Source organism: Bacteroidales bacterium, assembly GCA_031275285.1.
In the GTDB taxonomy this organism is placed as follows: Bacteria; Bacteroidota; Bacteroidia; order Bacteroidales; family UBA4181; genus JAIRLS01.
In genome coordinates this window covers 50358-72032 of record JAISOY010000108.1, presented here as the reverse complement: position 1 = coordinate 72032, position 21675 = coordinate 50358, and the positions used below count along the sequence as shown (strand labels likewise).

At 38.7% G+C, this 21675-nt stretch carries 19 protein-coding genes; 13 read left to right on the top strand and 6 right to left on the bottom strand.

The features are described 5' to 3' along the window. The 3 genes from LBQ60_11775 to LBQ60_11765 all read left to right on the top strand — a co-directional run. The coding region (locus tag LBQ60_11775; GenBank protein MDR2038591.1) for an ester cyclase at nt 1-280 on the top strand (280 nt) is incomplete at its 5' end. Nucleotides 281-434: 154 nt separating this feature from the next. After that, nucleotides 435-800, top strand: a complete 366-nt coding sequence (locus LBQ60_11770; protein ID MDR2038590.1) for an MmcQ/YjbR family DNA-binding protein — start codon at nt 435-437, stop codon at nt 798-800. Between the two features lie 71 nt (nt 801-871). Then, entirely contained in the window at nt 872-1324 is a 453-nt protein-coding gene (locus LBQ60_11765; protein ID MDR2038589.1) for a nuclear transport factor 2 family protein, read from the top strand. A gap of 323 nt (nt 1325-1647) precedes the next feature. Here the strand turns inward: LBQ60_11765 and LBQ60_11760 are convergent, their stop codons facing one another. The 3 genes from LBQ60_11760 to LBQ60_11750 form a co-directional block, all read right to left on the bottom strand. Beyond that, nucleotides 1648-1983: a DUF4405 domain-containing protein gene (locus LBQ60_11760; protein ID MDR2038588.1), complete on the bottom strand. Its 336-nt coding sequence runs from the start codon at nt 1981-1983 to the stop codon at nt 1648-1650. Between the two features lie 5 nt (nt 1984-1988). Then, complete coding sequence (locus tag LBQ60_11755; protein ID MDR2038587.1) at nt 1989-2219, bottom strand: 4Fe-4S binding protein; 231 nt, start codon at nt 2217-2219, stop codon at nt 1989-1991. 85 nt (nt 2220-2304) lie between these two features. Next, entirely contained in the window at nt 2305-3153 is an 849-nt protein-coding gene (locus LBQ60_11750; GenBank protein ID MDR2038586.1) for an AraC family transcriptional regulator, read from the bottom strand. A 199-nt stretch (nt 3154-3352) separates the two neighbouring features. Between LBQ60_11750 and LBQ60_11745 the strand changes: the two genes are divergently transcribed. From LBQ60_11745 to LBQ60_11700, 10 genes are all read left to right on the top strand, one after another. Then, entirely contained in the window at nt 3353-4006 is a 654-nt protein-coding gene (locus LBQ60_11745) for a hypothetical protein (GenBank protein ID MDR2038585.1), read from the top strand. A 7-nt stretch (nt 4007-4013) separates the two neighbouring features. Then, nucleotides 4014-4781: a hypothetical protein gene (locus tag LBQ60_11740; protein MDR2038584.1), complete on the top strand. Its 768-nt coding sequence runs from the start codon at nt 4014-4016 to the stop codon at nt 4779-4781. 150 nt (nt 4782-4931) lie between these two features. Then, the gene (locus LBQ60_11735; GenBank protein ID MDR2038583.1) at nt 4932-7091 is read left to right on the top strand and encodes a KAP family NTPase; all 2160 of its coding nucleotides are present in this window, start codon (nt 4932-4934) and stop codon (nt 7089-7091) included. 118 nt (nt 7092-7209) lie between these two features. Continuing rightward, nucleotides 7210-7422, top strand: coding sequence for a hypothetical protein (locus tag LBQ60_11730; protein ID MDR2038582.1), 213 nt, complete (start codon nt 7210-7212; stop codon nt 7420-7422). 346 nt (nt 7423-7768) lie between these two features. Beyond that, complete coding sequence (locus tag LBQ60_11725; GenBank protein ID MDR2038581.1) at nt 7769-7957, top strand: hypothetical protein; 189 nt, start codon at nt 7769-7771, stop codon at nt 7955-7957. A 78-nt stretch (nt 7958-8035) separates the two neighbouring features. Continuing rightward, a complete protein-coding gene (locus tag LBQ60_11720; protein MDR2038580.1) occupies nt 8036-8554 on the top strand; it encodes a hypothetical protein in 519 nt (172 codons plus the stop codon). 326 nt (nt 8555-8880) lie between these two features. Then, nucleotides 8881-10059 (top strand): hypothetical protein, encoded by a 1179-nt coding sequence (locus LBQ60_11715; GenBank protein MDR2038579.1) that lies wholly within the window; start codon nt 8881-8883, stop codon nt 10057-10059. A 175-nt stretch (nt 10060-10234) separates the two neighbouring features. Next, a complete protein-coding gene (locus LBQ60_11710; GenBank protein MDR2038578.1) occupies nt 10235-11086 on the top strand; it encodes a GNAT family N-acetyltransferase in 852 nt (283 codons plus the stop codon). A 154-nt stretch (nt 11087-11240) separates the two neighbouring features. Continuing rightward, nucleotides 11241-11582, top strand: a complete 342-nt coding sequence (locus LBQ60_11705) for a DUF2200 domain-containing protein (protein MDR2038577.1) — start codon at nt 11241-11243, stop codon at nt 11580-11582. A gap of 114 nt (nt 11583-11696) precedes the next feature. After that, nucleotides 11697-12242, top strand: a complete 546-nt coding sequence (locus tag LBQ60_11700) for a hypothetical protein (protein MDR2038576.1) — start codon at nt 11697-11699, stop codon at nt 12240-12242. A gap of 31 nt (nt 12243-12273) precedes the next feature. Here the strand turns inward: LBQ60_11700 and LBQ60_11695 are convergent, their stop codons facing one another. The 3 genes from LBQ60_11695 to LBQ60_11685 form a co-directional block, all read right to left on the bottom strand. Beyond that, nucleotides 12274-12690, bottom strand: a complete 417-nt coding sequence (locus LBQ60_11695; protein ID MDR2038575.1) for a VOC family protein — start codon at nt 12688-12690, stop codon at nt 12274-12276. Between the two features lie 339 nt (nt 12691-13029). After that, nucleotides 13030-20310, bottom strand: coding sequence for a tandem-95 repeat protein (locus LBQ60_11690; GenBank protein MDR2038574.1), 7281 nt, complete (start codon nt 20308-20310; stop codon nt 13030-13032). A gap of 278 nt (nt 20311-20588) precedes the next feature. Continuing rightward, a complete protein-coding gene (locus LBQ60_11685; protein MDR2038573.1) occupies nt 20589-21587 on the bottom strand; it encodes a DJ-1/PfpI family protein in 999 nt (332 codons plus the stop codon). Between the last annotated feature and the right edge of the window lie 88 nt (nt 21588-21675).

Here is a 21675-nt window from a genome sequence, read left to right as displayed (position 1 = left end):
CGACGATGCGATAAACCACCAGGTCGCAAATGATCCTGTTGTGGGCAAGACTTCAATAAAGCGTATGTTCGAAGACGAATTTGCAGCGGCTGATATGGTACGTATGCCTGAAAATATCTTTCAGGACGGGGAATGGGCCATGCTCGAATGGAAAGATCCGACAGGGTTACGCGGTTGTGGTTTCTTTCACGTAAAAGACGATGAAATCATCTTCCAGCGGGGTTATTTCGACAAACTCTCGATGTTACGGGCTTTCGGACTGCCTCTCCCTACGAAGTAACTAAAACGAAATAACGACAATTAGAAATATTCCGGTTATGGAAAAATTAAGGTCAGAAGAAGAAAAAGAGTACCGGCTGATAGAGGAAATAACCAAAGAAAATTTCAGGAAATGGTAGATAAATTTCTATATTCGGCAGCTAGAAAAAAGAAAAATGAACATAGAGAAATTACGGGAATATTGTCTCTCAATTAAGGACGCAACAGAATATATGCCTTTTGATGACGAATATCTTATTTTCAGGATATTCGATAAATGGTTTGCTGTAATACCGATAAATGACCCTGTATTAAAGGTTTCGGTAAAATGTGATCCTGCACAGGCGATCGACCTGCGGGAACGCTATACCAGCGTGGAAGCTGCCTGGCATTTCAATAAGAAATTCTGGAACAGTATTATCATCAACGGTGATATGAACGATGAAACAGTAAAATTTTGGATCCGTCATTCGGTAAAGGAGGTGTTGAAAAAACTGCCTAAAAAAACACAAATTGAGTACCTGAAGGATTATTCGTTATAAATATTTTCATTACTCCTGACAATACGTTGTCACTTTGCCTATTTATTTTTGTTCCAACAATAATGAAAAATATGACGAACAATTCAAACGAAACAAAAGCCGTGAACCGAAATCATCCGGGATTTAAAAAAGAAGCAGAGCCCTTCTTCAATATCGTAATGGAAGGATTGAAAGGATATGTCGATGGAGAACATTTTTGGGAAGCTTTATCAGAGGATGCTGTTTTTGAGTTTATGTATCATGTTCCTGGATTTACAACAAAAATTGTAGGACGGGATGCTTATATGGAGTGGTTTGGTGGCTATTCGGCCGTTTTACATTCGGCCGATCATCTGAAAATGTACATGGCCGCAGAGCAGGGAGTGATTACATTGGAATATGAAGTTCACGGAATAATTCCTTTCACCGGTAAGAAATACGACAACCAGTTCTGCTCTATTGTAACACTAAAGGACAGAAAGATCATCCATTGGAGAGATTACATGGATACCCTTGCAATGATGACCGCTTTCACTCCCGATTGATTTTACTTTATAGTCAATTTTATAAAAAGCGGCCGGAACATGGTCCCGGACAACACTACATAAAGCCTGATATGCGAGGGCAGAAACAGCAAATACGCTTTTGTATGAATCGAGCGTCCGCTGTTAAGTAACCTGTATATTTCCGGTTATTCCTTATCCATTCTTGCTTTCGCAAGGTTATATCACGTGGCAGGCATAGGAAATGTTTACAAAAAAGGAGTATTTCCAGACTTTAAGTAATAAAAAACAATTAATGCTATACTTTCTGAACGTAATCAACTTGATCAATGCTACTTAAGAAAATAATAAATAGCACTGAGTACTTAAAAATGAACATGTGCAAAAAGAAATCCGATCAGTACGATTAACAACATCATAAGGAAAGCGAAAATTGCTTCTTTGCTTACAGTAACAGCCTTGTTTTTTATATAATTTTTCAGCGATTTCCAGTTTGTTATGGTATGAAGAACAGATAAAACGGCAAAAACAAATCCGGTCAAAACATGAACGGCAGTGAAAAAATGTATGGAAAAACCTTCCTCAAAAGTTTCAAACACCTGAATCAGTGTTCCGGTTATGACCAGAACAACCAAAGTTAAAAATAGTCCGACAGACACAAACTTACGTCGGCTGAATGTTTTTTTATGTGATGTTTCCATAGCTTTTATATTTGTTGGGTGAATACTCCGTAAGGACATGCCCTGATACATTTCCTGCATCCCGAACAATTATCGGAATCTTTAAAAACAATATGCTTGTGCCATAATAACCCTACTTTACCGATTATCTTTTCTGGGCATACACCGACACATCTCCAGCAGGCTTCACATTTGTGAAGATCTGCCCGGACATAAGGAGTCTGTATCCTTTTTAATCTTTCTGTTACATCGATCATCTTACTTCGTATTGATTGTTATCCGGATACAAAGTAACGGTAAAGGATAATCAAGTAAAATGGAGAAAAGAAGGTATAAATTGGATTATTTAAGGTATTTTTTCCTGAATTGGGTAGGCGAGAGTTTCGATATTTTAGTGAACATACGGGTAAAATACGCCCAGTCTTCATAACCCAATTCCAGCGCGATCTCCTTTACACCCATATTCGAGTAAAACAACAGGCGTTTGGCCTGTATCATGATCTCGTTACGGATATAATCACCTACGCTCTGTCCGGTAGTTTGCCTGACGGCTTCATATAAATATACCGGGGAAATATTCAATCGGGCGGCATATTGCGAAGGACGTTTCAGCAACCGGTAATTGGCGGACAATAAGGCTTTGAATTCATAAGTGATCGCTGCCGAACGTTTGTTGACCGGTGCGGGTATTTCTTTCTGATAGGCTTCGGCTATCATGCCAATGTAAGAAGAGAGCAGGTCCTGTACAATATACTGTCCGGTTTTACTTTCGTCGGATTTAAGTCTTCGGCACAACATCGGGGCACAATCCGTTAAATCATTGAATGCATCCTCATTGGGATTTACTGTATTTTCGGTGATAACGGATTTTTCGAATATTTCTTTGTACTCTTCCCTCACTGCTATGCTGTCGACAGCTAAAAGCCAACCATCGGCAGTGACATTACCATCTGAAAAATGGACTTGTCCCGGGCGGATGCAAAGAACGCTTTTTTCCTTTATTTCACACGCTTCAAAGTCGATCAATACTTTTCCCTCGCCTTTTTCTATCAACAGGAAAATATAATAATCATCCCTGTGTGCATGCATGCGGGAAGAAATTTGCGGTTGATCTTCCCCAGAGACATACCGCATACGGGCAATTTCTCCCTGAAAATGTTCCGATGTTTTACGGGTTGGAATATGATCCATCAAATAAAAAGATATCCTGTAAAAATAGGATTTTTCTATAGAAAAATTCAGAATACCCACCTGCTTTCATATAAATATTATTCATGATCCCAGGATTATCTTCAAATGAGCGGATGGGAAATGATCCGCCAAAACAAAAAATTGACTAAATTTGAAATCATGTAAATGGTCATAATGATCCATCATAAATATACAATACATGGTAAAAAAGCAATTAACCGCTGAGGAAATTTCCCAGATAGCAGGCGACCTGCAAAATAAATCAAGTGGGAAACGCAGAAGTGCGGCAAAGAAAATTGGAAAAAACCAGCTGGTCCAATTGGGAGACAACCTGTATCATGCCTATGTAAAAGAGCGGGAGGACAAACGGACGTGGGAAACCCAGACTGAAATGATCCTGGCATCAGGAAGGATCGGTTATTCAAAAATACTGCCCGATTTAAAATCAATTATAGATAAGAACGAGCCTCACAATATGATCACCATTGCAGCAGCAAGGTCGTACGTAAGACTGAAGCGTAAAACCCCGAATGATGCCGAACCTGTAATAGAGTTGTTGAGATCCGGTAACCTTTCGGTTTTAAACGGTGCAACAGATATACTGACCTTTGATGATATGCACCCGCCGGAAGAAGCTATCAAAATGATTATTTCGATATTGGACGGTAAGAATGAGAAAGACATTTCCATCCGCGGACTAGGAGATCCGCGCGAATCCTTGCTTTCAGCGATGAGCAAATGGAAAGATCCAACCAGTCAAAGCTATCTGGAACGCTTTGCGGCATCAAAAAATAAAACGTTAAAAGAATGTGCTACAGCTGCACTGAAAGGAAAAAAATCAGTCTATGAATAAGATACCGATGAAAAAGATAATGACAACAATCCTGTATGCCATATGCTTTGCAGTAATGACCGGTTGCGCAACTGAGCCGGGACCTAAAAAACTGAAAATGACGGCAGCCAACATTTCGGCAGCTCCCGGCGAAACGACGCTTGTTTACCAGCTCATCAATCCGACTGATTCAGCTGTCGGATACGGGGCATACTATACAATAGACCGGCTCGACGGCGAGGACTGGATCCCGATGCCTGTGAACGACGAAACCGCATTTATCGATATCATGTACGAATTGCCGGCCCATGATACCTCAGTATTGTATCCCGTTGAAATATACCCCGGACGGTTTGCCTACCCCGCAGGAGAATACCGTATCCGGAAGGAGGTGTATGCCGGAAGCAGAAAAACCACGCTGACGGCGCCTTTCTCCCTTGATGGGGAAAGAAACACCCGGCCGGACATAAAGTTTGAGGTCGTACCGGGTGTATACGACAGTGTCCCGGAAAAGATACAATATATCATAACCAACAGTTCGGAGGATAAGATCGAGTTCGGTACCGTTTACGAAATAGATCGCCTGGTAGATATGCAATGGCAATTGGTTCCCTATGTCGACAATATGGGTTTTGATATGGTGGCATATTATACGATGCCGGGAGAGTCTATGTCAAATGATATTTTCCTGTACCGTGATAAAGTAGATTACCCGGCAGGCATATACCGGCTGCGGAAACAGGTAAAAACCGGAACCGGAGAACGAACGGTTTATGCAATGTTCCGGATCAGGTAGCCGGGGTGAAATACTCGGCATCACGCCTTCGCTATAGCACGATTGTATCGCGTGGTAAATAAAAAGCCATATAATACCGATCGTGCTACAACGGAATATAAACTCTCGAGATAAATTAATATTTTTGTATTACCAGCAAGCAAAAAAGATATGGTAAATAACAAAGACCTCATTGCAGATAGACCCGCGGTGAAAGAATCAGAAGATAAATTTCAACGATATAATTTTGCCTGTCGCATCGCAGAAACTATAACGCAAACAAAAAGCAATGATGGAATTGTACTAGGCATTTATGGAAGTTGGGGTGAAGGGAAAACATCTATTATCAATTTTATCGACTCAGAACTCTCAAAAAACAATGAGATTATTCGTATCAAGTTTAATCCTTGGAGATATAGTGATGAAAATACATTATTACTTAATTTTTTCGATAAAATCTCAAAAGCACTGAAAATAAAACTACTAAGTCGAAAAGAACGAACAGGGAAATGGCTTAGTAAAAAAAGTGATTTTATAAGTTGCGATATGCCTAAAATAGGTGATATAAGTAAAATCGTAAATACTGTAGGAAATTGGCTTGGAACGGTCGATATAGAAGAATTAAAAAATAGATTAAACGAAATTATAATCGATAGCAAAAAGAAGCTTGTTATATTTATTGATGATATAGACAGGCTTGATAAAGATGAAATTTATTCTGTTTTTCGCTTAGTAAAATTAACTGCTGATTTTACGAATACTACTTACATACTTTCTTTTGATGAACAAGTAGTATCCAAATCTATAGCCGATAGATTTGGTGATGGCGATACAGAGTCAGGAAGGAATTTTCTTGAAAAAATAATACAAGTTCCTTTAAATCTTCCAAAAGCACAACCAGAAGCACTTAGAGATTATTGTTTTGAACTAATTAATGGCATTTTCGAAACAATCCAGCTAGACTTACCTAAAGATGAGGGAAGACGTTTTGTATCCTTATTTACGACACATCTATTAAATAAATTTGAAACTCCTCGTATGGTTGTTCGATATAGTAATATACTATCATTTTCTATTCCAATGTTAGCTGGTGAAGCTAATTTTGTAGATTTGATGATGATGGAAGCCCTAAAAATTATTTATCCTCAGATTTATAAATTTGTAAAAGAAAATCCCGAATATTTCATTGGTGACTATGAAAATGCACTTGGAGAATCAGATGAAGATAAAAAAAATGTTTTAAAAGAAGAGATAAATAAACTGTGTAATGAGTTTCATGAAAAAGAAAAGAAATCTATAATTGAATTATTACAAGAATTGTTCCCTCTACTAAAAAAGGTTTACCAAAATATCTATTTTCCTTATAGAACGCCAACAGATTGGTATAAAAACAAACGTATCGCTTCACAAGAATATTTCAATAGGTATTTTAGTTATTCCGTTATTAAAGGAGAAATATCAGATGTGTCGTTTGAGCAATTTATCTCTAATTTACCTCTAATGTCAGAAAAAGAAATCGCAAAAGAGGTAAAGGAATTAACACAAAACAGTTCTGCTGGCAATTTTATATATAAATTACGAAACATAGAAGATGAGTTCAATTGGGATATAACTAAAAAATTGGTAAGCGTATTAATCCTAAATACCGATTTATTTCCGAATAATTTACAGAATCATTTTTTTGAATCAAAATCTCCCAAAGGTCAATTGGCAATTTTCATTTTTTTATTGATAAAAAAACATAATGTCATAAAAGAACAATTATCTTTTTCCAAAGAAATTGTCCATAAAGCCTCCTCTCTGGAATTCGCATTTGATATTTTACGATGGCTAAATCCTAATGAGGAAAAAGATGATAATATCTTTACTAAAGAACAAATAAAAGAAATTTGGAAGATATTACTTAAACGTGTTTTAAAAGAATCTGGTAGAAAAGATATATTTGAAGTTTTTCCCGAAGAAGCATATATGATTTGTAAATTTTGGGAAGGGTTTGATAAAGAAAATTTCAATCAATATATCCATAAAGTAATAGATAAAAATCCCAAAAAATCTATTGCTGTCCTAAGAACATATTTACCCAGATATAGAGCAATAGGAAATGAAAAATATCGTGATGGAAATTTAGATGAGAAAACTTATCAGTATTTGATATCCATTCTGGATAAGGAATACATGGCTCAAAACCTATTAAAGATATATTCTGAAGAAAAATTAAGTGCCAGCGAGGTTAATTGGGAAGAACAAAATAGAACAAATTTATCAGACTTTGATGCAGTTAGACAATTTTATCATTGGTATAAACTTGATAAAAAAGAAGAATTAACTTAATGATATTCCGTTTTTGTATAAACCTCACTGCCGCGCGATTGCATCGCGTGGAAAATAAGAACAACACGACAAAATCATTCGGCAGCTGCGGATTCTATAAATTATAATTGAAAAAAGTATGTCTAAAAAAGATCACATTACATTGGATGGAACTGTTAAACTTTGTCCTCATTGCAGAAGTCCATACCAGCCCATAGAATACTATACGGCAATACCCGAACTGATTTCGCAGCATCAGCAAAAAACAGTGGAAGCGCTCAAAGCCACAACGACGACAACATCACAATATATGTACAAGGATATTGAGAAAAAACGGGCGGCATTTGTGTGAATTGTATTGTTAATAACAACGACAGTAAAAGAAAAAAGAAACGAAAAGCCGGGAGTATCTTTTTTTATGCCGGTCTTGGTTTATTTATACTTTCATTTTTTTCAGATCGATACCGGGACTCTATCTTCCTCTTTTATTTGTTGGATTTATAGCCTTTTTAACCGGGCTCTTTATGCGGTTAGCCAATAAAAGTTCGTGGATAAAGAAATATGTAGCAGATACCAATAATCTATCCCTCGAATTTAATTCGATTGCCATGAATTATTTTATAAAAGACAAAGTTTTGCTGATGCCTAAAAAAGTAGTATCTCTTAAGCAACCATTTCAATAATAAATTTACCGCCTTATGAAAAAATATGTAGGAAACATAGCAGGAATCGTTATTTTAGGAGCTTTAACCGTTGCTTTTGTTATTCATGCCCTTGGAGGCAGTCGAACGGGGAAATGGGATATACCCTGGTTCTTTGCTGTTCTTACAACCTTCGGTTGTATCATGCACCTTGTACAACTGATAAATAAGATAAGAGGTAGATAAAAAAACCACATAATATAATCGTGGAGGTACAAGGGATCAGTCAACAAGTAAAGACCAATGAATAATTAAATAAAGAATATGGGAATTGATGCACTTCTGAAAGATAAGTCGATCAAGCCAAAAGAAAAGACGGAAACCATTCGTAATTGGATTCTTGACCAGTCATTATCTGTTGATGAGTTGATTGCTTTCGCTGAAAAATCAAAAGATCCTGCAAAAGCCACCTGCATAGAAGCAATGGAATACGCCACCCGGCAAAACCCGGATATGGCAAATGAAATGATGCTGGATTTCGTAACCGGCACACTAAAGGAAAAAGCCCCAAGAATAAAATGGGAAAGTGCAAAAGTAATTGGAAATATCGCCCATCTGTTTCCGGCAAAGCTTGAAAAAGCCATTGATCACCTTCTCCTCAATACGGAACATGATGGTACTGTCGTTCGCTGGAGTTCCGCTTTTGCTTTGGGTGAAATTTTGAAACTGAAAACAAAGTATACCTCCGGTTTACTTCCGGTAATGGAAAAAATTTGTGAAAAGGAAGAGAAAAATAGTATAAAGAAAATCTATTTATCCGCCATAAAGGAAAGTAAGAAATAGCGGCTTTGCCTAACGGGTGGTATAACATCAAATGGACATTAGCATAAATTTGGATGATCTATGCTATAGGTTATTCATCCTGAACGACAAGAGTGACATATTACAAACATTCTCGTTTTCAAATAATTGACATCGCACAAAGGAATATCAATACAAGATTGATCGACAAGCTTTTGATTAAATGACAAAAGTTCGTATTTTGGACGGGAAATGGTTTTTATTGTTTATAGAAGATTTGTGATATTAATCATATTAAACGCTTTTCCGAGAAAAAAAGTCGTATATTTATAATATTAGGCGAGAGCAATGTTAAAAAGATTTGAAAAATGAAAAAATTAATCACTTTATTTCTCCTTATTATCACATTCACGTTGAATGCACAAATTCAAAACAATGTATACGAAGAAGTAGATAAAAAAGTAACTGAACTCATAAACTCATCTGATAATAACACCATACAAGAATTCGTAAAGTTTATAAATGATAATTTTTCTACAGAAACAGATAAATTAAGGGCCACTTTTATCTGGATTGTCAAGAATTTTGAATATGATGTTGAAAATATGTTTGCTATCAATTTTTATAGTGAACCACAAGAAATTATTGATGCGTTCCTAAAAAATAGAAAAGGTATTTGTATGCATTTTGCTTATTTATTCAATGAGGTAGGAAATCAGTTGGGAATACGAACGTATATAATTTCCGGATATACAAGACAAAAGGATTTTATAGATTATGTTCCACACGTTTGGTGTGCAAGTTTAGTTGACTCTAAATGGTATTTGTTTGACCCAACATGGGGTTCCGGATATATACAAAATAACAAATTAATAAAAGAGGTGAATAATTACTATTTTAAAACACTTCCTGAAAATTCAATTAAATCACATATGCCATTTGATTTTTTATGGCAGTTTTTGAATTATCCAATTTCTTCGCAAGAATTTTACGAAGGTCGTACTGAAATCAATAAAGAAAAACCATTTTTTAATTATGTTGACACATTAGAGGTATATGAAAATGCCACAAAAATAGAACAACTTATATCCACAAACAGAAGAATTGAGCAAAATGGCGTAAAAAACACACTCACATACAATCAGCTACAAGACAACATAAAAAACATAGAATATTATAAAAACCAACTTATTGTTGAATTTTATAATTCTGCAGTCTACTCATACAATGAAGGCATAGGTAAGCTAAATAGATTTGTCGACTACAGGAATAAACAATTTAAACCTCAAAAGACGGAATCTGAAATTAGAGAAATGGTTGAATCGGTTGAAAAATCATTGACCGAATCACAAAATTTACTACAAAATATAATCACAACAGACTTAAATACCATAAATTCAACAAATCAGTTAAAGAACTCAATTAATGAAGCTACTACACAACTTAATGAACAAAAAGCTTTTGTAAATAAGTATTTCAGTACTAAAAAAGCATTTAGAAAATCGTTATTTTATAAATATACCTGGATGGGAATACCATTGAATTAAACCTGAACTGATCCACCGAATAACTTATGATCAGTTGGATGAATCACATAATATCAAAAATACACTTCTATAAGTAATTCGCCTGGTAAATAAGGTCACATTCCGGCAATTAACCGAAATTCAGCCCACATAACGCCACAATGCATTTTCTAAAAAACCAAAAACAATTCAGATCATGGAAATAAAATCACTGGGCAGAACAGACTTTAACACGATATTCGAGGCATTCAGCTCAGCATTTGCCGATTACGAACTTCAGCTAAACAAAGTACAGCTCCAGGCCATGTTCCGAAGGCGCGGTTTTGATCCCGGGTTGTCATTTGCGGCTTTTGAAGGGAACAGGATAGTGGCTTTTACCTGTAACGGAACCGGAAATTTCAACGGGGTTCCAACGGCATATGATACAGGTACAGGAACACTCAAGGAATATAGGGGAAAAGGTCTGGCTACAAAAATCTTCGAATATTCCATCCCGCATTTAAGCAAAGCAAATATCCGACAATACCTGTTGGAAGTATTGCAGCATAATACAAAAGCTGTTTCGGTCTATAAGAACCTTGGCTTCGAAGTCACCCGTGAATTCAATTATTTTACGCAGAGAAATGAGGAAATCCATAATGAAATCAAAAGATCAGTTATCCCCTGTTCGATCCGTCAAATAGAGATCGAAAAATTCAGTTCGATTCCGGATTTTTGGGATTTTTATCCTTCATGGCAGAACAGTTTTGAATCCATTAAAAGGGCTATCGATGGTTTTATCAGCCTGGGCGCATTCATTGAAAACAAACTTACGGGATATTGCGTGTTCGAACCTGTTTCGGGAGATATTACCCAGATAGCGGTTGACCAACCATACAGAAGAAAAGGCATTGCATCTTTATTACTTCACGAGATCATCAAATTAAACAGGCACGACTCCGTTAAAGTTATCAATGCAGACATATCATGTAATTCGATCACTGATTTCTTAAAAGTGAAAAATATTGATATAAAAGGAAAACAATTTGAAATGATCAGAAAATTATAAAACACTTTGTCACAAATAGCTTAATTTTATACATGCTGAAGACAAAATATTAGTTTTTTAACTTCAGTGTGTTTGTCTTACTGCTTACGCATGATTATATATGTTATAGCGACGATTAAAAAATTGATGATTAATAAACTGTAAAATAAATCATATGCGAATATTTAAAACCTCTTTTGCGAGTGTATATCCGTTGTATATACAAAAAGCGGAGAAAAAGGGACGTACGAAAGAAGAGGTGGATACTGTTATTTTCTGGCTGACAGGATATGATGGGCAAACATTGCAACAACAAATCGACAACAATAGTGATTTTGAAACCTTTTTCACTCTGGCGCCACTTATGAATCCGAATGCGTCAAAAATTACAGGTGTCATTTGCGGCCATCGTGTCGAGGAAATTGAAAACGAACTGATGCAAAAAATCCGTTATCTGGATAAATTAATCGATGAATTGGCTAAAGGAAAGCCAATGGAGAAGATTCTAAGGAAATAAAGTGAACGGGTAATGATCAAATTTTGATCGGTTATTTTTATTGTTCACATGTAATTTGCAGTATGAAAAGACAAATAAACCTAAGCGCAGGGAAAAAGGTTGTTCACAAATAAAATGGGAAAACAAATAAACTTTTATCTTCATTCAAAAGACCTTGAATCGTTTTTCGAAATATTAAGAAAACGAAAGGCCGTTTTTTTACCCGGATTATATCCCGAAAATAAATTGGAAAAAACTGAGCATATATCAATTGAAAAATCAGAAAACATGTTTCTTGCCAGGATGGAGGACCTGGATAAAATAAAACTTAAAGAATTAGCAGGAATCAATACCGGACAATGGACCATCGACAGATATTCGCCTGTCATGGATCTGGACAGCAGCAGGGAAATACCTGAACTCAGAGTGATCACAAGGGGACGATTATATTTTCAATCGGACTATTATATGGACTCGAAATTGGTCAGGAAAGACGAAAACTTTGTAAAATGGGCAGATTCCCTATTAAGTGTTTTGAGGCGAAAACTTATCAAACGAACAGAAATCGGAGGTTTTACCGGCACTTTTTACCTGGGACAATATGCCGAAGAGTGGGTGGAACAAAATAATGTTAAAGTCGATTCCGGAGGAAGCCGGTTAATTATCAATGAAGATAAGTAACGCGCTCCTCCATCCATCGTTGTAATTCTATCTATATGTAATAATTGACCATCCAGTTGATACCAAACCGGTCGGTAACCATTCCATACAATTCCGCCCAGAATGTTTTTCCCAGCGGCATGGTCACTTTTCCTCCCCCGGAAAGTTTCCCGAAGATCTGTTCGGCTTCAGTTCTGCTTTCGACATTCAGGGTGAGTGCAACATTATCGCCGGTTTTCATTTTCATTGACGATAGTGAATCGGATCCCATCAACGACACGGCTTTGCTGACAGGTAGCAGAACATGTACAACCCGGTCCATATCTGCCTGTGGAACATTTTTCTTATCTTTTTCCGGCATATCGCGAAATCTCATTATTTTCATATCGCCACCAAAAACTGATTGGTAAAATGTAAATGCTTCTTCGCAATTTCCGTTAAAAATCAAATAAGGTTCTACGCTTTTCATCTGTGTTTCAGTTTAAATGTTATTGATTTGTATGTACTATTAACTATTTCACTGCAAATTACAATAAAATATCGGAAAGCCTAAAAAATAGAACAAAAAGTTTTTTTGAATCAGATCCGTCGCCCCAGGCTTAATGACATAGAGTTGACAGTCTTTGACCGAACTGCCGGATAAATGGGTATTGATCCTGGGTATCAGTTATTCAGGAAATTACCCGCATCTATAGGGTTAACAGCGTATAAAATGGTCACAAATGCGGATCATCCAATCAGAAAGAATACTTTAAAAAACGGATAGCCGGCAATTTATCCCCGAAAAATCATTTGATCACATCAATAATTATCTGTTCGGAACCCTATACAAGGGTCCTGTTTCTGACCGCGGAACAATCTCAATCGTTTTAATAGATGTTCCCATGCAGTTATTATCTGCAGTTACTGTTACTGAAACCTCTTTTATCCCTTCCACACTCCATGTGAAATATTCGGTATTAGTCGTTCCTGTTCCATCCATAATGCCTCCTGAACCTGAAACGATGTTCCATTGATAAGACTTGAAATTATCTCCGGTAATAAATAAGACCCGGTCATCTGTACAGGCATTATCCGAACCCGTACTGATAACGGGTTGTGGGCCTGGAATTACTTTTATATAAACCGAATCGGACACATTGCAACCAAAGATACTGGTTATCCTGATATAATAATCCCCTGCTGTTTTAATGTATTCTTCAGTAACAGGTGTATGGTGCAAACGATCGGCAAAGAATGCGATGGTGTCGACATTCAGGCTGCCCGGTAGAATTAAGGCTGCTACGTTAACAGAATCATTACTGCAGAGCGATATGGTATCTTCTATCAAATAAGTGACCTGGCAATCCCGTTCCATAATGAAAATACTCACCCTGGCCGTATCACATTTTGCTGAAGTGTTTGTACATAACGCATAACTGAAACCGTCGAATCCTGAATAATCTTTATTGGGTGTATACACAAAAGTCCCGTCAGAGTGGTTCATCTCCAGTTTTCCGAAAGCTGTTGAATCTGTTATGGTTATTGTTGGAATAGAATTTTCAGGGTATATATCATTGTTTAAAATTCCAACCGATACGTCCAGGACTTTTAGTGTATCGAATTTCATTACCGAATAGGCGTCGGGTAATGCGACGATCTGGTTATCAAATACCTCAACAGGCAATACGGTAATATGTACCTGCGCGGTACTGCATGTTTCTTTGGAGTCGCAGATCCTGTAGGTGAAAATATCCACTCCCGTAAAATTCGCATTGGGGGAATAATTAAAGGTGCCGTCCCCGTTCTGCGTCAAACGACCTCTTAATACCTGGACCATAACAACCGGAGTAGTTAGTGGGTCGCCATCCGGATCATAATCATTTGTGGTTACGTCAAAATTCAACAGGGATTGTCCCATCTTTATCACATAATCATCATCCAAAGCTATAGGCGGACGATTGACTGTATCATTCACGGAAAGAATATTGATGAAAAGCCATGCAGTACTTTGGAAGCCGCAAATGTTGGCAATAGAATACTGTACGCTGTCTTTACCTACATAATCGGTATAAGGAGTATACTCAAAACTGCCGCTTGGAGTAATCAAAATATCACCGTTACGGGCCCGGGAATAACCATTAACTGTCAGTGCCTGCTGGTTGAAGTCATAATCGTCATAACTGAGTTGTCCCTTTACGCTTTGGTTCATGTATGTATATACACGATTGTCAACAGCCTGGGCAAAATCCGGATCCTTACCTATATGTATACTTTCAAACCTGAATTGACATCCGTTGGCATCAAAAATCAATACCTGATAAATACCTACTGGTAAATCCGGTATCATAAATTCGCCGGAGGCAGCGGGCAATTGTGTCAATCCTCCATCCAGACTATATTTTAAAGGTCCTGTTCCGCTGATATTTAAACGGATGCTTCCTGTTCCGTTACCATTGCACGGTACATTTACCGTCTCTATTAGATCGGCAGAAAGTCCGTTTGTACCGGCTAATGTACCGGTTGCCGAAGTTTCACATCCATTGGCATCTTTGGCAAAGATCTTATAAGTACCTGCAGGCAGCAGAATAGTTTCGGATATTCCGTCCATAGGCACCCATCCTTCTCCACCCGGACGATAAGAATAAGGCGGCGTCCCGCCGGAAAGCACGATGTCCATCAGGCCATCGGCAGTACAGGCTGCTGCGGTTTGCTGGTTCAGGACAAGATTTATTCCTGATGAAGCTTTCACCTGGACAATTCCGGGTGTAGTGGCACAATTGGTGACATCGAGAACCCTGATGGTATATTCACCGGCAGCAAATCCGGTTCCGATGATACCATCGGCTGGGAGAGATACATAACTACCATCGTTTACCCTGTATCGGTAAGGCGGTATACCTCCGTTAACGGTTAATTGTATGGTACCGTCAGTCGTCGTACAGGAAGACGCATCTGTCACCAATGCCGAAGCATGCAGTCCGCTGTTCGAAGGACTAAGGCTAACAGATTCACTTATGGAAACAGGACATCCGCCCCAATTCCTATTCCGCACATACAAATGATAGTCGCCTGCCTGTAAATTCCCGATAATACCATCTGCAGGCAAGTCCGTATAAGTAGTTCCATTAAGACTATATGCATAATTGCTGCTGCCACCTGTTACGTAAACTTTTATGCTACCTGTATTCGTTCCGCATCCGGGCTGTTCATTAACATTGACAGACCAAATATGCGGCATCCTGTTTACATTGACATAAAAATCAATGAAGTTTTCCGCCTCACAACCTGACGGGCCTGCAATGGCTGTCACTCTATATAAAGCCGTATCTACCGGATTGACGTACAAAGGAAGCTGGTCGGAAAGGAATGTCAGATTGCCATCACTTTCCACCCTATAGAATAAGAGTTTCCCTACACCTGTAGTTTCAGTGAAAAATTGCCCCAGTTCCACCTGTGCACCAATACAGATTGTAGTATCATGACTACCGGTTAAAGCAACCACAGGACGTTCGTTTACCTTTATAGGAAAGAATGTACGGTCTATTTCCCGCAGCGGGCCTGCAGGTAAACTGTATTGTGCCCAGACAGTATAATCGCCTGCTTTTTTCCAGACAATCCTTGCTACATTTTCATTGATGTAATTTGTTTCCGAAGAACCTTCCAGAGGGATACGTACCGGTGTAGCCCCTGAAATACCATCGGGAGTAATTACATCCCACTTGTAATTGGACATACCTGAGGTGGTGTAATATAAGGTTGTATCCAGCCGGCAAAGAGTATCAACACCCATCAGCGTAGCTACAGGAAAAATAAACGGCTCGCACAAAGCATCTCCATGTATTTCGACCAGCAAGGGCTTCTCCTGTTCTATATAGACACTATCGAAATTGACGCCAAAAATTTCACCGGGAGATAAGTTTCTTGTCACATCATATATAGTACGTACCAAAGTATCGGCAGAAGAAAGTATACCATCATTATCCCTGTCAATATAAAAATCTATAGTAACAGAATCTCCTGCAAAAAACTGTGTTTCCAGTTCTACATGAATATTTCCGTACCACAAATTATCTATGGTCCTTCCATAAATACTATCGGCCAGGCTGAACTGGTAACGTTCTACGGTTAATGTGGGATAAACACCGCCACGTGTTGAATTGAAGGTACATCTATCTGCTCCACAATCAATGGAATCGGTAAAAACCACTTCACTGTAAAAATCATATGTTCCACAAGGTGCTCCGGTAGCAAGAAATTTAAATTCCGCAATAATAACATCACCCTCTACAAGGCCTGAAACCATAGGAAGACCGAATTCTATCCCGAATTCATCATCAATATATGACAATGATGTTCTGTCAGGAGCATTTTGTACCGGATTGTAACTGTCAGGAACAGGTGTCAAACCTGCAGGAACGAGTGCTACAAAGGTTTCTTTATCTTCATCCGTCTGCTGTATTCCATGCACTACTGCCTGCAAGCGCCATGTAACGGTATCTCCCGTTTGGTTGGTTATTATCCCTGTATTGAATGTACTGGTCACATCATATGTGTTCAACTGGGAGATATCCTGCTTTGTAAAAAACGGATCCGAAGAAATAACTTTTTGGGGCAGGTCATCACCACAGGAGCTGGTAGCATCGAGATAGAAGTCGACATTCGTTCCACTGAAAAAACCGCATTCGGCAGCCACTGTAATTCGCACCTGCAAAGAATCCCCGGAAGGCAACAGATTGTCAATCGACCAGGTTACGCCTGTAACATCGGAATCAATTATATCCATAGTTTCCCAGGCACCCGAGACATAAGGATATTTTACATCAGCATCTTTAATAGCTATACCTGTTGCATTTACATCATCAAGTCGAACTTTTATATTGCTTAAATCACCTATATCGGTTGCCTTTACTTTGAGAATATAAACTGTGTCTTCGCACATTTCCTGGAAAGTAACCGGCTGTTCTACCAGCTCGAGACCCATATCGGTTGGAAGCGGAAATACCCGTATCCTTATTGTATCGGCAACATACCCACACACCCGGTCGTATACCCTTACGTACAGCTTCGTCACATCTCCCGCTTCGGAAGGATCCGGATTGTATATTACATTGGCAGAAAGAGGACCGGGAGCAAATTGTACTGTATTCGAGACATCTTCTGTCCTATCATACCATCCGTACCATGTAATAGCTGAACCTCCTGTAACCGTTGTATTCAGGGCAATAGTACTATTATGGCACAAATTATTGATATCACCCGGTGTCTGTATCTGTACAACAGGTTTCGGATATACGGTTAAGGTTACTTGTTTACGGCTTCCTTTCGGATTTTCACAATAATTATCGCCCGATACTGAAACATAATAATCAAAAGTAGTGATTACATTTACATTGATGATACCCAACGCATAATCAGTACCTGTATGCAGTACCTCATCCGTATCCTGCCCCGCATACCAACGGAATACAGGATGATCAATATTTGCAGATGTCAATGGCGCTGCTGTAAGTGTTGTTTCCAAACCGGTACATTTTTCCACCGGATTGGCTATAATGATCCCTGCTGTAGCAAGAGGATTGACTGTTATGGAAACGGTTGAGGTATCCATACATCCATAACTGCTTGTCCCGATAATGTGATAAGTTCCTGTTTCCACCAGGGATGGATTTGCAACAGGTGTGTAACGATCATTGAGATACGACATTGTCAACCCGGAGACATCACCTGATATGGTGTTCAGGCTCTGCAAGTCAACCGGTTGACAGGTCGACATCATTGCTTCAAATTCAAATTCAGGTTTCGGATGTACCACAAGCGTTACAGATTCAGTCCATGAACAGCCCCCGGAATTAAAAGTAACAGAATATTCGCCTATATCGCCGGAAGAAAGGTTCCGTATTGTAACTGTTCGCCCCGATAGCTGACCGCCGCCAGGCAGTGTCCACAATACATCCGTTATTTGTCCTATAACCTGTAAACTTAATGTTACATCTGTTCCTTCGCATGCCGTTCCGGCCACTATAATGTTCGCATCTACCGACCCTGCTGTTAATGAAACATTCCGGGAGTCGGAGCCGCAACCGTCATGCACCTGCACGGTATAATCACCGGCTTGTACATAAAAATCAGGAGACAATTGGTAGGCCGTATAATCATTTTCATTTTGCGAGGCTGCAGGCCTGATACGATAATATACAGGCTGTCCGCTCCCTCCGGTAACGCCGATATGTAAAGTTCCATATCCGTCCGCACATATCAAACCTCCTGAAATGGTGGGATCAATAGTTAACAGATCAGGTTCTGAAATAGTGATATACCTGTCGATATAACGGCATGATGCAGTAGTTGGGGCACTGCTGGCAAAAGACACCCGGTATGTTCCCGGAGGCACATCCACAGCAGATTCGAATGACATATTTCCTAAAACGTTCGTGGCCGCTGTCCCCATAAATATACCTGTATTGGCATCAAAAACAGATACCCCGTAGCTGATGTCCGAATCGGAAATATTTCCGTCAGGATCCAGGTACCATCCCTTTCCTGTAATTCTATACAATCCGCAAATATATCCTCCTGTATATGAAACCATGGCATCAAACCCTGAAACGGGAGGCTGTACATGGTATTCCACAATATTGACACCACAAGCGCCACGGTCAATCCGAATCGTATAAGTCCCCTCTACCAGATCGTCCCACAGGGTCATATTTTGTGTGCCGGTAACGGCTGGCCTGTTCATGGGACCGGAAAGGATCGTATATGTAATAGGAATAGTATTGGTGGATGGCACTTTTGTTGTCCGCAATCCCACGGTAGAAAAATCACATCCCCGGTTCATCGGATAGTTCACAACATCATCAACCAGCCCGACATCCATATAGTCTTCCTGCTCTACTGTCAGGTCAGCTGTCGGATAGGTACCATGTATTGTAGTAATACTAGTATGATAGGTACCATCAGGTATGCCCGAAAAATCCAATGTATAGGCGTCGCCTGACCCATTCCACATAAATGAAAACTGTTGCCCAGAATTAACCGTGTTCACAAGTTGCAATAATACATTTCCATTGCATGTATAATTGGGTATTTGCCTGAAAAGTTCATAACCGCATACTGTACGTCTCCAATCATATGGATAGATCAAATGATATATGGGAGATGTCACAATATCGGAAGCATTGCACGGATTTCTCATTTGTATCCTATATGCCGTTTCGTCTGCCTGGTAGGTACCTGATGGTATGGAGAAACTTGTGAGGTTGTTATTCCAGGCGGTATAATTACCCGACCCGGCAGGATATTCCAGTCGTACCGGCATAGCAGAACCTGAAGGTACCTCATTACCTCCATGCATAAATAAAGTATCACCTCCGGCATTGGTTAAAAATATATAAGAGCGGTCGCGGGTAAATGTAATCCCGCAATACCCCCCTGTGTATGTGACCGGTCCGTTAAATTCAAAAACATTCAGGTCGCTGCTTCCCAGATTATTCGAACGGACATCTATATTATTCAGGTAATAGGTTGTTCCGCAGGCATCAAACAGCATAATATTATAAGTACCGGTAGCTAATCCGGTAAAACTTTGCGCATTACTTGAATTGGTAACAATATCAGGTTTAGATGTAGGTCCGCTCAATATACGATAAGTATAAGGATTGCTTCCCTTCTGTCCCTTAACGGTGATCTTCCCGGTCTCTTCACAGGAAATAACATCAACAGTTACCTGTGGCGGCGTGGTAATCTCAAATAGTGAAGTGTTGCTTTTATTATTTAAAGTATAAGAATTCGTCGATTCGGTCTGACCATTATCATCATACACCATCACTTTATATGTTCCGGACATGAGACCGTCAAAAACATTACCGGTTTGTCTCGAAGAATATGTGGCATCCGTAGTTTTTTTTACGGCATAAAACAAAGTCCCGGTCCCGGTAGCCGTAATGGTTATCCTGCCATCGTTGCCGCAACCAGTATCGCCCGATCTGGCCTGGACATTCGTGATAACAGGTATAGCTATAGCATAATGCGATATGAAACAGAATATTACTATTAATATATTTTGCCTGAAAAAAACACACCCATTTTTATCCTCCCTAAAGCCCATCCGTCGTTCTCATTACAATAACAACCCTATAAGGTCATCTATTTAGCATCCGCATAAAGATAAAAATGTTATTTTTATCCTAGGCATACTTTGATCAATGTTTTTATAAATAAAAAACAATCAAAATTAAGTACGTATATAATACGTATTATTCTCAGGCTAGTTACAATTTAAAAGGTGTTTGTCAAAATTATATTCAAAATATTTTTACAACATTAACAATAATGAAAGCTGCCATACGAAAGAATGATGAAATCGACCGTTATTTCACGATAAAATTACGAAGCAAGGGATGAACTAAAGTTTTTCCTGTATTGTGATGGAGTAGTATTAAAGGTTTTTAAAAATATCCGGTTCATATTTATTGAATTTTTCAATCCCGATAAGTGCGCGACCTCATCGATGGTCAATTGTGTTTCCGTTAAATGGCGGCAAGCTGCTTCAATTCTCAGTTTTTCGACATATTTGATAGGTGTTATGTTTAACTCCCGGACAAATACCCGGGCAAAATTACGGGGACTCATTAAGGAGATCTCTGCCAGTTTTTCTACAGTAATATCTTCATGCAGGTGGTTATATATCCAGTTTGTAATTTCATTTACAGGTTGATGATCCGTCTTCTGATATTCAAGTATAGTGCTGTACTGTGTCTGGTTTCCCGGTCGTTTCAGAAAAAGCACCATTATTTTTGCAACCAGGAGAGCAAATATTCTCCCCAGGTCTTCCTCTACCAAAGCTAATGCCAGATCCAAACCTGCAGTAACACCTGCCGAGGTATATACATTTCCATCTTTAACAAAAATGGCATCCATATTCACTGTCGTTTCAGGATATGTACAGGCCATCTCCTCGCAAAGTTGCCAATGGGTTACGGCGTTTTTCCCCTTTAGGACCCCGGCTTCTGCCAAAATAAAAGCACCTGCGCACATGGAACAAATACGACGTACGCTATCTGCTTGCTCTCTTAGCCAGATTAATACATCCCGTTTTAATTTGTTTTTCCTTGGTGCTCCTGCTACGATAAGAGTATCTATCGGATAAGTAATTGTTTTGAAAGAACTCTCACAATTCATGGATATTCCCGGATTCATTTCAACTTTTCTACTTTTTTGAGCAGATACAACATGGATCCGGTATGAAAAATTTACGTTGTTTTCAACTCTATCCATGTTATTTATTGCCGTTTGAAACACTTCTACAGGTGCAGATACATTCAATAAAGTCGAATATGGATGAACCAATATTACAATATGCTTTACGTGATTCTTTTCTTTCATAGGATCCTTAATATTTCTACAAACATAATCATTTTTCACAAATTGGCAGTATTTGTATATAATATGTCATTGGTGCCAATAATACAAT